General features: G+C 64.1%; 11 protein-coding genes. 1 reads left to right on the top strand and 10 read right to left on the bottom strand.

Features of this window, described 5'->3' with window-relative positions; translation table 11 throughout:
* Positions 1-18: 18 nt before the first annotated feature.
* From hutI to MPZ60_RS00825, 5 genes are all read right to left on the bottom strand, one after another.
* Positions 19-1,281 carry an imidazolonepropionase gene (gene hutI, locus MPZ60_RS00845; RefSeq protein WP_034351371.1) on the bottom strand — a complete coding sequence of 421 codons (1,263 nt, stop codon included), beginning with the start codon at positions 1,279-1,281 and terminating at the stop codon, positions 19-21.
* A 139-nt stretch (positions 1,282-1,420) separates the two neighbouring features.
* Complete coding sequence (locus MPZ60_RS00840) at positions 1,421-1,987, bottom strand: HutD family protein (RefSeq protein WP_034351370.1); 567 nt, start codon at positions 1,985-1,987, stop codon at positions 1,421-1,423.
* 107 nt (positions 1,988-2,094) lie between these two features.
* Positions 2,095-3,426, bottom strand: a complete 1,332-nt coding sequence (locus MPZ60_RS00835) for an amidohydrolase (protein ID WP_052057552.1) — start codon at positions 3,424-3,426, stop codon at positions 2,095-2,097.
* A gap of 20 nt (positions 3,427-3,446) precedes the next feature.
* A complete protein-coding gene (hutU, locus tag MPZ60_RS00830; RefSeq protein WP_034351367.1) occupies positions 3,447-5,144 on the bottom strand; it encodes a urocanate hydratase in 1,698 nt (565 codons plus the stop codon).
* Positions 5,145-5,186: 42 nt separating this feature from the next.
* Positions 5,187-6,656 carry a cytosine permease gene (locus tag MPZ60_RS00825; RefSeq protein ID WP_242881946.1) on the bottom strand — a complete coding sequence of 490 codons (1,470 nt, stop codon included), beginning with the start codon at positions 6,654-6,656 and terminating at the stop codon, positions 5,187-5,189.
* Between the two features lie 144 nt (positions 6,657-6,800).
* Here MPZ60_RS00825 and hutC (MPZ60_RS00820) point away from each other — a divergent pair, with 144 nt between their 5' ends.
* Positions 6,801-7,517 (top strand): histidine utilization repressor, encoded by a 717-nt coding sequence (gene hutC / locus MPZ60_RS00820; RefSeq protein ID WP_034351364.1) that lies wholly within the window; start codon positions 6,801-6,803, stop codon positions 7,515-7,517.
* A gap of 125 nt (positions 7,518-7,642) precedes the next feature.
* Here the strand turns inward: hutC (MPZ60_RS00820) and hutH are convergent, their stop codons facing one another.
* The 5 genes from hutH to MPZ60_RS00795 form a co-directional block, all read right to left on the bottom strand.
* Entirely contained in the window at positions 7,643-9,202 is a 1,560-nt protein-coding gene (gene hutH / locus MPZ60_RS00815; protein ID WP_034351362.1) for a histidine ammonia-lyase, read from the bottom strand.
* Between the two features lie 67 nt (positions 9,203-9,269).
* Entirely contained in the window at positions 9,270-10,037 is a 768-nt protein-coding gene (gene hutC / locus MPZ60_RS00810; protein WP_034351361.1) for a histidine utilization repressor, read from the bottom strand.
* A gap of 10 nt (positions 10,038-10,047) precedes the next feature.
* Positions 10,048-10,827: an ABC transporter ATP-binding protein gene (locus MPZ60_RS00805; RefSeq protein WP_034351586.1), complete on the bottom strand. Its 780-nt coding sequence runs from the start codon at positions 10,825-10,827 to the stop codon at positions 10,048-10,050.
* Positions 10,827-11,690 (bottom strand): ABC transporter permease, encoded by an 864-nt coding sequence (locus tag MPZ60_RS00800; RefSeq protein ID WP_034351359.1) that lies wholly within the window; start codon positions 11,688-11,690, stop codon positions 10,827-10,829. The genes MPZ60_RS00805 and MPZ60_RS00800 overlap by 1 nt, the downstream gene beginning before the upstream one ends.
* A gap of 17 nt (positions 11,691-11,707) precedes the next feature.
* On the bottom strand, positions 11,708-12,676 hold the full coding sequence (locus MPZ60_RS00795; RefSeq protein WP_034351357.1) for an ABC transporter substrate-binding protein: 969 nt from the start codon (positions 12,674-12,676) through the stop codon (positions 11,708-11,710).
* Positions 12,677-12,923: the final 247 nt, after the last annotated feature.

Genomic DNA, 12,923 nt, shown 5'->3' with positions numbered 1-12,923 from the left:
CTTTCGCGCTCCCCGCTTTCAGGCTTTGGCTTGCTGCGCAATCAGGCCCTGGCGCACCACCGTACAGTCAGGCTTGCTGCCGAACCAGTAGGCCAGCTCGGCAGCCTGCTTCACGGGCCAGAGCACGAAGTTGGCGGGACGGCCCACGGCAATCAGGCCTTGCTCGTCCTGCAGACCCAGAGCCTGCGCGGCATGCCGGGTGATGCCTGCCAGAGCCTCGGGAACCGTCAGACGGAACAGCGTGCAAGCCATATTGGCCATGAGCAGCAAGCTCAAGCACGGGGAGGTACCCGGATTGTGATCGGTAGAAACGGCCATGGGGACCTTGGCGGCCCTTAATTCCTCAATCGGCGGCACTTTGGTGTCGCGCAGCGTGTAGAAGGCTCCGGGCAGCAGCACGGCCACGGTACCGGCCTTCTTCATCTCGTCAATGCCGTGTTCGGACAGGTGCTCGATGTGGTCGCAGGACAGCGCACCATAGCGGGCCGCGAGGGCTGCACCCTCCATATTCGACAGCTGCTCGGCATGCAGCTTGACGGGCAGGCCCAAGGCCTTGGCCGCCTGAAAGACCTGCTCGGTCTCTGCCAGCGAGAAGGCAATGCGCTCGCAGAACACATCGACGGCATCGATCAGGCCTTCGGCGGCCAGCGCCGGCAGCATGACCTGACAGACCAGATCCGTGTATTCCTGGCTGCGACCCGCATATTCGGGCGGCAGCGCATGGGCCCCTAAAAAGGTGGTGCGCACGGTCACCGCACACAGCTCGCCCAGGCGCCTTGCGGCACGCAGTTGCTTGCGCTCGTGTTCCAGGGCCAGGCCGTAGCCCGACTTGATCTCTATGGCCGTCACGCCTTCGGCCAGCAACTGCTCGAGACGCGGCAACGCCAGCGCCACCAGCTCGTCCTCCGACGCTTCGCGCGTGGCCCTGACGCTGGAGACGATGCCTCCGCCGGCACGGGCCACTTCTTCGTAGCTGGCCCCGGCCAGGCGCATGGCAAACTCGTTGGCACGCTCGCCGCCATAGACCAGGTGAGTGTGGCAGTCGATCAGGCCCGGCGTGGCCAGGCGCCCTGCGCCATCATGCAGGGGCAGCGCTTGGTATTCGGCGGGCATGGCATCCTGCGGGCCCACCCAGACCATGCGGCCTTGCTGCACCACGATGCAGGCCAGCGTGCCCTCGGGAATATCCGCCACTTCGGAGACATACAGCTCCGGCGCCAGACGCAGGTTGTACCAGCAGCCGTCGGCAGAGACTGCAGGATGGGAAATAACTTGCGTCATGGCGATGCTCCTAGTGTTCGATTACGGCAATTCAAACCATGAAACTACTAATTTCATAGCTTCATGCGCTTGCCACTCCTGATTTTTCATATCAATACATATTGAAATGACCAACCAAAGCGCGCAAGCTGCTCCTGTTTCAGCTGTGCGGCGTCAGGTTGACCAGAATCAGCCTGGCCTGCTCGTCCTGCGCCAGCAGCGGCTCGGCCTGGGGGCTGGTCCACCAGAGGCCCTGACCGGCTTGCAGTATCCGCCCGTCGGCGCATTTCCAGCCACCCTCCAGCACCATGCAAAGCCCTGCGGCGCTCAGCCCCGCCTCTGCCTGGCCACCGAGCTGCTCCAGACTGGCCGACCACTGTCCGCGCCGGGTCATGACATTGAAGTCGCTGGACGGCCCGCCCAGCAGATCGCAATCCAGCGCCATATCGCCCGAAAAGGCGAATGGCTGCCAGCGCTCGGTCAATGCATGCTCGAGCCCGGCCTGGGCGCTGTGCAGCCGTACCCCGTCGCCATCAAGCAGCATGATCTGGCGGTCTATGCCCGGAAATGCAGAAAACGGGCCGGCCTGGGCAATTGTGGCCACGCTCACGCGCCAGCCAAAGCTGTCCATGCCCGCACCCTGCGGCCAGCAGGCAATCTCGCGCGTGCTGCCGCCCCCGTTCTTCCACGGGCTGGGCGCAATCTGGTTCAGGTCAAAGCGTTGCATCGATCAAAAGCACAAAGAATTAAAACAAACGCCGCGCTAGAACCGGCGTACCCCAGCGCGGGAGTACCGAGCCGGGGCCGCAGCCGTCTGGCACGCAATGATGCGTGTCAAGGCTTGCCCAGGAAGCCCAGCGCCGCCAGGCTCATGGCCTTCACGCCGGTCTTGATGGAGGGCTCCGGCAGCGGCGCGAACTGCGGCGAGTGGTTGAACACCAGCGGCTTGCCGCCGGGGCGCTGCGAGGCGGCCACTTCCTGCGGGTCGGTGACGCCGACCAGGAAGAACATCGAGGGCACGCCCTCGGCGCCGTATTCGGCGAAGTCTTCGCTGGTGGTCAGCGGCGGCGTGCGCGCCACGTTGTCGGCCCCCAATGCGGCCTTCAGCACCGACTCGACCTTCGCCACGACGGCCGGGTTATTGACGGTGGCGGAGCTGGTGTCCGGCAGCGAGATATCGGGCTCCGGCGCGCCAGCCGCTGCGGCCGAGGCAAGCGCGACACGGCGCACGCCGTCGAGCAGTTGCGCGCGTACCGCCGGTGCGTAACTGCGGATCGTGCCGCGCAGCACCACCCGGTCGGGGATGATGTTGCCCGAGCTGCCCGCCTGCATCGCGCCGATGGTGACGACGCCGAATTCCATCGGGTCCTTGTCACGGCTGACGACCGACTGCACGTCGACGATGAAGCGCGCGGCAATCATCACCGGATCGAGCGCCTTGTGTGGCGCCGAGCCGTGGCCGCCACGGCCCTTGAAGGTGATCTGCACCTCGTTGGCGGCCGAGGTCATCGGCCCCACCGCATAACTGACGGTGCCGATGGGGCGCGGGTCGGTGTGCAGCGCCAGCGCCACGTCGGGCTTGGGAAAGCGGGTGAACAGTCCGTCGGCCAGCATGGCACGCGCACCGGCGCCGGTTTCTTCCGCGGGCTGGGCAACCAGCATGAGCGTGCCGCGCCACTGCGACTTCAGAGCCGACAGCGTGCGCGCCACGCCGACCCACGCCGCCATGTGAACGTCGTGGCCGCAGCTATGCGCCACGAAGGTCTCGCGGCCGTTCCAGGTGGTCTTGGCGCGGCTGGCATAGGACAGGCCGGTCTTTTCCTCCATAGGCAGCGCGTCCATGTCGGTACGGACCATCACCGTGGGGCCCGTGCCGTTGCGCAGCAGGGCCACCACGCCGGTCTTGCCGACCTGCTCCGTCACCTCGAAGCCGAGGCTGCGCAGCTCCTTCGCCAGCCGAGCGGCGGTACGGGTCTCGGCAAAGCCCAGTTCGGGGTGGGCGTGCAGATCCTTGTACAGCGTATCCAGCTGCGGGTACATCTCGCCCATCAGGCGATCGATCGCGGCGGGCTCCTGCGCGGCCGCCCAGCCGGGCACCAGCAGCGCCGCGGCCAGGGCGACGCCACGCAGCAATGCGGGAGCACGGAGGATTCTCCGTTGAGTCATGTGCGCGGCGGCCATGGCGCTTACTTCACCATGGGCAGCTTCAGGCCCTGCTTGCGCGCGGTCTCGATGGCCAGCTCGTAGCCTGCGTCCGCATGGCGCATCACGCCCGAGCCGCAGTCGTTGACCAGCACGCGCGCCAGCCGCGCAGCGGCCTCATCGGTGCCGTCGGCCACGATGACCATGCCGGAGTGCTGCGAGTAGCCCATGCCCACGCCGCCGCCGTGGTGCAGACTGACCCAGGTGGCGCCGCCGGCAGTGTTGAGCAGGGCGTTGAGCAGCGGCCAGTCGGAGACGGCATCCGTGCCGTCCTTCATGGCTTCGGTCTCACGGTTGGGGCTGGCCACGGAGCCGGTATCCAGGTGGTCGCGACCGATGACGATGGGGGCCTTGAGTTCGCCGTTCTTGACCATTTCATTGAAGGCCAGGGCCGCCTTGTGGCGCTCGCCCAGACCCAGCCAGCAGATACGTGCGGGCAGGCCCTGGAAGGCGATGCGCTCGCGCGCCATGTCCAGCCAGCGGTGGGTGTGCTTGTTCTCGGGGAACAGCTCCTTGATCTTGGCGTCGGTCTTGTAGATGTCCTCGGGGTCGCCCGACAGCGCCACCCAGCGGAACGGGCCCTTGCCCTCGCAGAACAGCGGACGGATGTAGGCGGGCACGAAACCGGGGAAGTCGAAGGCGTTCTTCACACCCTCGTCGAATGCCACCTGGCGGATGTTGTTGCCGTAGTCCACCGTGGGGATGCCCATGGCCTGGAAGTCCAGCATGGCCTGCACATGCACGGCGCAGCCCTGGGCCGCGGCCTTGGTCAGCTTGGCGTGCTGGCTGGGGTCGGCAGCGGCTGCTTCCCACTGTGCCACGGTCCAGCCCATGGGCAGGTAGCCGTTGATCAGGTCGTGGGCCGAAGTCTGGTCGGTCACGATGTCGGGCTTGGGGCCGCCGGCCTTGGCGCGCTTGACCAGCTCGGGCAGGATTTCAGCGGCATTGCCCAGCAGGCCGATGGAGATGGCCTTCTTCTCCTGGGTGTAGCGCTGGATGCGGGCCAGTGCGTCGTCCAGGTCGGTGGCCTGTTCGTCGAGGTAGCGCGAGCGCAGACGGAAGTCGATGCTGGACTGCTTGCATTCGATGTTCAGCGAGCAGGCGCCGGCCAGCGTGGCGGCCAGGGGCTGGGCGCCACCCATGCCGCCCAGGCCGGCCGTGAGAATCCACTTGCCGGTCAGGTCGTTGTTGTAGTGCTGGCGACCGGCTTCGACAAAGGTCTCGAAAGTGCCCTGCACGATGCCCTGGCTGCCGATGTAAATCCAGCTGCCGGCCGTCATCTGGCCGTACATGAACAGGCCCTTGCGGTCCAGCTCGTTGAACTTCTCCCAGGTGGCCCACTTGGGCACCAGGTTGGAGTTGGCGATTAGCACGCGGGGCGCGCCCGGATGGGTCTTGAACACGCCCACAGGCTTGCCCGACTGGACCAGCAGGGACTCGTCCTCATTGAGTTCCTTGAGGGACGCCAGGATCTGGTCGTAGCACTCCCAGTTGCGGGCGGCGCGGCCGATGCCGCCGTAGACCACCAGGGCTTGCGGGTTCTCGGCGACCTCGGGGTCGAGGTTGTTCTGGATCATGCGGTAGGCCGCTTCGGTCAGCCAGTTCTTGCAGCTGAGCTGGTTGCCGCGAGGGGCGCGGATGACGCGGGTGGGGTCGATGCGCGAATCGGTAGGGGTAGTCATGGCTGCTCCTTTGACAGTAATGGAGAGAATATGGAAAAGGCGTTACGGCTCGGCGCGGAAGCGGGTTGCCTCGGCGTAGAAGTCGGGCTCGACGGCTGGGGCCGGGCTGCACTTGGGATAGATCATGGCCGCAGGCACCTTCATGGACCGCTTGGCCAGTGGGTAGTACACCAGCGATGTCACCAGCAGGCTGACGATCCAGGAGATGTCGGCACCGCCCAGCATGGAGGCGAGCGGACCCTTGTACAGCGCCTGGTTCAGTAACGGGATCTGCACCAGGATGCCCAGCACATAGCAACCCAGCGCCATGAAGTTGTAGCTGCCATAACGGCCCTGGGGGTCGTATAGCGCGGGAATGTCGACCCGCTCCTTGGACACCAGGTAGTAGTCCACCAGATTCACCGCGCTCCAGGGCACGAAGACGGCGAGCAGCAGCAGCACGAAGTTCTTGAAGTTGTTCAGGAAGTCGGCGCTGGCCAGCAAGGCCACCACCAGCGACAGCAGCACGAAGCCGACGATGTAGGCGATGCGCGCGACGGGAGAGATCTGCGTCTTGTTGTTGAAGCCGCTGACCGTGGTCAGGATGGTCATGAAGCCGCCGTAGGCATTGAGGCAGTTCACCGTGAGCTTGCCAGAGACGATCACCAGGTAGATCACGATGGCGGCCGGGCCAGCCAGGTCACCGATGAAGCCGACCTGGTTCTTCAGGAACTGGCCACCCAGCGCGGCGACCAGCACACCCAGCGTCATGGCGATCTGCGCGCCGATCACGCTGCCCATGAAGGTGGTGGTGAAGGCCCGCGACGTAGGCGTGTTGGACGGCAGGTAGCGCGAGTAGTCGGCGACGTAGGGCGCGAAGGTCATCTGCCAGCCGGCCGACAGCGCGATGGTGAGCAGGAAGCTCGCCCAGGTGAAGGGCTTCTGGCCGAAGGCGCTGGCCACGTCGTACTGCATGCCCAGGCGCACGGCCAGGTAGGCAAAGCCCAGCAGCCCGATCACCGTGGCCACGCGGCCGAGCACGTGGATGAGGCGATAGCCCACCACGGCCACGATGGCGGTCAGCGTGCCGAAGATGATCATGCCGGTCTGCGGGGCCGAGAAATCGAACATGCGGTTGATGGCCTGGCCCGAGAGAACCGTGCCCGTGGCCGCGAAGCCCAGGTACATAAGGATCACCAGCAGCAGCGGCAGGGCCGCGCCCTTGACGCCGAACTGCACGCGGCTGGAAATCATCTGGGGCAGGCCCAGGCGCGGGCCCTGGGCCGAATGCAGGGCCATGACGATGCCGCCGAGAATGTTGCCGATCAGCAGACCGATGATGGCCGTCATGGCCTCGGCGCCGAACACGATGGCCAGCGCTCCGTCGACAATGGCCGTGATCTGGCAATTGGCTCCGAACCAGAGGGTGAACTGGCTGGAGGGCGAGCCGTGGCGCTCGCTCTCCGGAACCATGTCTATGGTTCTGGTCTCTATGGCGCCAGAGGAACCCAGCGTTGCTGTATCAATACTCATGAATTGCTCCGTCAATCCCTCTGGATGTCTCTTATATGTCCGAACAACTTTCATTTATTTTCGCGAAGTTGTATAGACGAATTTTGTGATTTACTCCCACCCACGTCAATCATCTAGACAGCTTTTCTGATCCACACAAACCCTATGTCGCGAACCGATACCACCGCCGCCGTACCTGCGTTCCAGCGCATCAAAGACCATGTGCTGCAGCAGATTCAAAGTGGCGTATGGCAGGAAGGCCAGGCCATTCCCAGCGAGGCCGCCCTGGTCAAGCAGTTCAATGTGGCGCGCATGACCGTCAACCGCGCGCTGCGCGAGCTCAGCGACGAAAAAACACTGACGCGTGTCCAGGGCTCGGGCACTTTCGTGGCCCAGCAGAAGTACCAGGCCACCCTGGTGGAGCTGCGCAATATCGCCGACGAAATTGGCGCACGCGGCCACCGGCACCGGGGGGAGTTGCAGCGGCTCGAGCGCTGCAAGGTCGATGCCGCCCTGCTGCGCCAGTTCGAGCTGAGCGCCGCCACCCATCTGTTTCACTCCGTGGTCGTGCACTTCGAGAACGATGTCCCCATCCAGATCGAAGACCGCTATGTGAATCCGGCCGTGGCTCCCGACTATCTGAGCCAGGACTTTGCAAGCCAGACGCCCAATGCCTACCTGGTGCGCGTGGCTCCGCTGCAGGGCGTGAATTTCTCCATCGAAGCGAGCATGCCCACGGCCGAGGTGGCGGAGCTTTTGCGCATGGAGGTCACCGAACCCTGTCTGGTATTGCGCCGCAGAACCCGCTCCCAGGGCCAGGTGGCCTCGGTTTCGGCCCTGTGGCACCCGGCTTCGCGCTACCAGTTCGCGGGAAATTTCTGATCCCCCTGAGCGGCTGCGCCGCCTTCCCCCAAGGGGACGGCGCCCTCGCTGCGAGGCGGCTCTTGCTCGGCACCCCTGGCCTGGGGCACCGGCGATTTTTGCGGTGTGGGTTGTAGGCAGCAGTTTCAGCGCTCCGTGCTCGGCAGAATGCTCTGCAACACCTCGGGCCAGGCGGTTTCCAGCGCCCACAGACGCATGATTTCGATATCGGGGGCCAGATAGCGGTCCTTGTCCAGATAGGGCACCTGACTGCGGATCAGCGCGTACTGCTCCTCGATCAGCGGCGAGCTCTTGAGCCGGCGGTCGAAGTCCATGCCCTGGACTGCGGCCATGGCCTCCACGCCCACGATCACGGCCGTGTTCCTGACCATGTCTGCCAGGCGACGCGCGCCATAGGTGGCCATGGAGACATGGTCTTCCTGGTTGGCCGAGGTGGGCAGACTGGTCACGCTGCTGGGATGGGCCAGGCACTGGTTCTCGGCCGCCAGGGCAGCCGCCGTGACCTGGGCGATCATAAAGCCCGAGTTGACGCCGCTGTCCTCGATCAGAAAGGCCGGTAGGCGCGATAGTCCGGTGTCCAGCAGCAAGGCCATGCGACGCTCGGAGATGGCGCCGATTTCAGCGATCGCCAAGGCCATGATGTCGGCGGCGAAAGCCACGGGTTCGGCGTGAAAGTTACCGCCCGAAATCACGTCGCCGTTATCGAACACCAGCGGATTGTCCGAGGCTGCATTGGCTTCGATGACCAGCACGCGCGCGGCATGGCTGAGATTGTCCAGGCAGGCGCCCATGACCTGCGGCACGCAGCGGATGGAATAGGGGTCCTGCACGCGCCCGCAATTGGGGTGCGAGGGGTCGATGGCGCTGCCGTCCAGCAGCGAGCGCACGGCAGCCGCCACGGCGATCTGTCCCTGCTGGCCGCGTGCCGCGTGGATGCGCGCATCGAAGGGCTTGATGGAGCCCTGTATGGCTTCCAGCGTCAGGCAACCTGCGACCAGTCCTGCGGCCAGCACGCTTTCGGCCTGGAACAGGCCGGCCAGCGCCAGCGAGGTGGAAACCTGGGTTCCATTGAGCAGCGCCAGCCCTTCCTTGGGGCCGAGCACAAAGGGCTCCAGGCCGATATGCTGCATGGCCTCACGGCCGGAAACGAGCTTGCCGCCCACCTTGGCCTGCCCCTCGCCGATCAGCACGCAGGCCAGGTGTGACAGCGGCGCCAGATCGCCCGAAGCCCCTACCGACCCCTTGGAGGGAATCACGGGCAGGACATCGGCATTGGCCAGGGCCAGCAGCGCGTCCACCAACGCCGTGCGGGCTCCCGAATGCCCGCGGGCCAGACTCACGGCCTTGGTGGCCAGAACCAGGCGCACCACATGATCCGGCAGCGGCTCGCCCGTGCCGACACTGTGCGAAAGCACCAGATTGCGCTGCAGCTCGGCCAGACGCTCATGGGCGATCTTGGTCGAAGCCAGCTTGCCGAAACCGGTATTGATGCCGTAGACCACCTGGTCTTCATCGACGATGTGCTGCACATGCGCCTCGGCCTTGCGCATGGCGCCATAGGCAGCCTGCGCCATGCTGAGCTGCACGCCGCCGTCCTGAATGCGGCGCAGCTGAGCCAGCGTGAGCTCGCCGGGATGCAGTTCCAGTTCGGAGTTCGAGAGCTCTTGGGTGGTGGTCGTGTTCATGGCTATACCTGTCTATACAGTCAAGAGAAACAAAAACGTACTGAGGGATTCAAGGGCCTGGCCGGGATCAGCCGCCGTGCACTGAATCGGTTCGGAAACGGCTACCGAGTCGGTAGCGCATGCCCGGATGCACGCAATGCACCCAGGTGATAGGGACGCCGCGCAGCCAGGTACGGCGCGTGAGCATCAGGCAAGGCTGGTCGAGAGCCATCTGCAACAGCCGAGCCTGCTCGGCCGTAGGCAAGATCGCATCGACCACATGCTCGATCTGGTCGTACTGCACATTGCGCACCAGATAGACCGAGGGTTGCACGGCAGAGAAATCCTGGTCCATGAAGTCGGGGACCAGACGGGGGTTCACATAGCGGTCTTCGATCTGGACCGGCAGCTCGTTTTCGAAGTGCACGCCGTGCAGGTGAAAGACCGAGGCGCCGACCGCCAGGTCCAGCGCCGCAGCGACCTCGGGCGAGGCGGACTCGCGGCGCATGTCGAGCAGCTCGAAGCGATGGTCATGCCCCCGCTGGGTGATCTCTTCACCGATATTGGCGATGCGCAGCAGGGTCGATTGCGGCTTTTCCTCGGCCACGAAGGAGCCGACACCGGCCACACGCACGATCACGCCCTGCTCGGCCAGTTCGCGCAGCGCGCGGTTCACCGTCATGCGCGCCACGCCGAACTCGTTCACCAGTTCCTGCTCGGAAGGTACGCGCGCACCGGCGGCCAGCGATCCGTCGCCGATCTTGCGCAGCACATGGTCCTTGACCTGCTGGTACAGCGCGAGCGGCATCTGGGCGGCAGGAGCCGGTTTGCGCTGTGCAGGGTCTCGGACATTCATGATGCAGGCCTCAGTGAGCAGCCGCAGCCAGTGACTCGGCGCGAATCTCTTCCGTCAACCGGGCCTTGAGCTCCATGAACTCGGGCGAGGTCTTGACGGTGTAGTGGCGCGGGTGCGGCAGATGGACCGGAATGTCTGCCTTGATGCGGCCCGGACGCGCGCTGAACACGGCCACGCGATTGGCCATGAAGATGGCTTCATCGATATCGTGGGTCACGAACATCACCGTCTTGCGCTCGGCCTCCCAGATGCCCAGCAGCAATTCCTGCATCAGAACCCGGGTCTGGTTGTCCAGCGCACCGAAGGGCTCGTCCATGAGCAGGATCTTGGGATCGTTGGCCAGCGCACGCGCGATCGCCGTGCGTTGCTGCATGCCTCCAGACAGCTGCTTGGGATAGTGATTCTCAAACCCGCGCAAACCCACCTTGGCAATGAAGTAGTCGCTGCGCTCTTTCTGAATGGCTTCGCTCACGCCTTTCTCGCGCAGCCCGAAGCGGATGTTCTGCGCCACGGTCAGCCAGGGGAACAAGGTGTAGCTTTGGAACACCATGCCGCGGTCGGCGCCAGGCTCCTGCACCAGTTTCCCGTCCAGCAGCACCTGCCCTGTCGTCGGGAAATCCAGACCCGCAACAATGCGCAGCATCGTCGATTTGCCGCAGCCCGAGGGGCCCAGAATGGTCACGAAATCGTTCTCCCGGACCTCGAAATCCACCGGCAGCAAGGCCTGGGTGCTGACGCCTTTGTGGCTGGTGAAGGTGCGCGAAACGCCTTGAATGGACAGCTGGTTCATCACAGGGAACTCCATTCGAACATGCGACGGTTGACGGTTTTGAAGATGAAATCCGACACCAGACCGATGAGCCCGATGATGATGATGCCGAAGATGATCTGTCCGGTATTGAGCAGCGCCTGGCTGTCGGTGATCATGTGCCCGATGCCCGAGGACGAGCCGATCAGCTCGGCGACGATCACGTAGGTCCAGGCCCAGCCCAGCACCAGGCGCAGGGTTTCCGCGATGCCCGGGGCGGCACCGGGAATCAGCACCCGCTTGACGATGCCGGTATTGCTGGCGCCCAGTGTGTAGGCGGCCTCCACCAGGTCCTTGCGCGCACCGCCCACGGTCACGGCCACCATGAGGGTGATCTGGAACACCGAGCCGATGAAGATGACCAGCAGCTTCTGGGCTTCGCCCACGCCGGCCCAGAGAATCAGCAGCGGGATGAAGGCCGAGGCGGGCAGGTAGCGGCAGAACGAGACAAAGGGCTCGAAGAACGCCTCCACGGGCTTCCAGGCCCCCATGGCAATGCCCAGCGGCACGGCCACGACGCTGGCCAATATGAAGCCCCCCATGACGCGCCATACGGTCATGCCGATGTCATGATGAAAGTCGAACTCCGTGAACAGCAAAATGCCTTCGCGCAGCATCGTCAGCGGGCTGGCGAGAAAGGTCGGCGAGACCAGTCCGCCAAAGGTGACGGCCGACCAGATCAGCAGGAACAGCACGAAGAAGCCCGTGCCGAGCAGCCATTTGGCCTTGGGGCTGACAGGCTCCAGAGGGGCCATGTAGCGCCGGCGAGCCGGCCTCACGGAAGGCGATGCCACCTGAACCGATGCGGGTGATGCAGACTTGATAGAAGGTGATACCGCTTCCATGTGCAACCTCTTTGCGCTTACTTGATGAAGCTGGCGTCGTACATGACGCCGTAGTTCTCAGGAATGCTGCGAATCACGCCGGCCTCCTTGAGGATGGCAGCAGACTCCTTCATGAAAGGCAGCAGGTCGCTGGCAAAGAATTTCTGATTGGCCTCCTTGTCCGACCATTTCAGAAAGGCTGCCGACTTGCCGAACTGCTCGCCGCTTTGCTTGACGGCCGCGCCCATGATTTCGTAGCTCTTTTCCTTGTCGGAATTGATCATGGCGATGGCATCGAAATAGGACTGGGTCAGCGCCTTGGCGGCTGCCGTGTTGGCCTTGAGCCACTTGGGATCACAGCCCACGGTATCCATCACCATCGGGTAGTCGATGGTGGTGGCCAGAATCTTGCCTGCGCTAGGGTTGGCGCGCACCGTGGACAGGTAGGGCTCATAGGTCATGGCCGCATCGTTCTGACCGGAGACAAAGGCCTGTGCCGCAGGCTGGGGCTCCAGCGACACGGTCTTGATGTCCTTCATGGTCATGCCGTTCTTGTTCAGCATCCAGGCCAGCCCGAAGTAGGGAGCCGTACCCGGCGCGCTGACGGCGACGGTCTTGCCTTTCAGATCGGCAAAGTTCTTGACGTCGTTGCGCACGGCAATGCCGTCCGCTCCAAAGGACTTGTCCATCTGGAAGATCTGCACGATCGGCACACCATTGGTGTTCCAGGCCACATGCGTCTCCACGGTGGTGGCGGCGCATTGCACGGCCCCCGAGGCCAGCGCCAGATGCCGGTCCTTCTGAGGAATCATCTTGATTTCGACATTGAGGCCGTTCTTCTTAAAGATCCCGGCCTTGTCCGCGAGCGTCAGCGGCGCAAAGCCTGTCCATCCCGACATGCCCAGGACGATCTTGGTCTCCTGAGCCGCTGCATGTTGTGCAGCAGACACTAGAACGGTTGCGGCTAATGCCAGTTGCCAGATTGGAACGCGACGTGTCGATTTCATGGGACTCTCCTCGGTCGATGCCAAAGCAGTTCGGTTGTTGATGCGGACTTCAAGCCTTGCACGACAGTGCAGACAGCGAAGTTTGCGATTGCTGATTGAACATGTATATACAGGCTTACCCGAGCGCCATAGTTACCGTATTTCCCAGCTGTATAGACATGAGTCAACAATCCACAAAAGCAAGCTATGTGCCAATTCGCTCGCCCGCGAGCCGCCTCCGCCGGCCTTGTGGGCGCGCACCAAAACA

The organism is Comamonas sp. 7D-2, from assembly GCF_022749555.1.
Taxonomy (GTDB): Bacteria; Pseudomonadota; Gammaproteobacteria; order Burkholderiales; family Burkholderiaceae_C; genus Comamonas; species Comamonas thiooxydans.
This window is presented reverse-complemented; position numbering and strand designations above follow the sequence as displayed.

Coding starts and splice junctions, on each gene's coding strand:
- hutI (WP_034351371.1), bottom strand. CDS start 1,281: ATGACGCAAGTTATTTCCCATCCTGCAGTCTCTGCCGACGGCTGCTGG.
- MPZ60_RS00840 (WP_034351370.1), bottom strand. CDS start 1,987: ATGCAACGCTTTGACCTGAACCAGATTGCGCCCAGCCCGTGGAAGAAC.
- MPZ60_RS00835 (WP_052057552.1), bottom strand. CDS start 3,426: ATGACTCAACGGAGAATCCTCCGTGCTCCCGCATTGCTGCGTGGCGTC.
- hutU (WP_034351367.1), bottom strand. CDS start 5,144: ATGACTACCCCTACCGATTCGCGCATCGACCCCACCCGCGTCATCCGC.
- MPZ60_RS00825 (WP_242881946.1), bottom strand. CDS start 6,656: ATGAGTATTGATACAGCAACGCTGGGTTCCTCTGGCGCCATAGAGACC.
- hutC (WP_034351364.1), top strand. CDS start 6,801: ATGTCGCGAACCGATACCACCGCCGCCGTACCTGCGTTCCAGCGCATC.
- hutH (WP_034351362.1), bottom strand. CDS start 9,202: ATGAACACGACCACCACCCAAGAGCTCTCGAACTCCGAACTGGAACTG.
- hutC (WP_034351361.1), bottom strand. CDS start 10,037: ATGAATGTCCGAGACCCTGCACAGCGCAAACCGGCTCCTGCCGCCCAG.
- MPZ60_RS00805 (WP_034351586.1), bottom strand. CDS start 10,827: ATGAACCAGCTGTCCATTCAAGGCGTTTCGCGCACCTTCACCAGCCAC.
- MPZ60_RS00800 (WP_034351359.1), bottom strand. CDS start 11,690: ATGGAAGCGGTATCACCTTCTATCAAGTCTGCATCACCCGCATCGGTT.
- MPZ60_RS00795 (WP_034351357.1), bottom strand. CDS start 12,676: ATGAAATCGACACGTCGCGTTCCAATCTGGCAACTGGCATTAGCCGCA.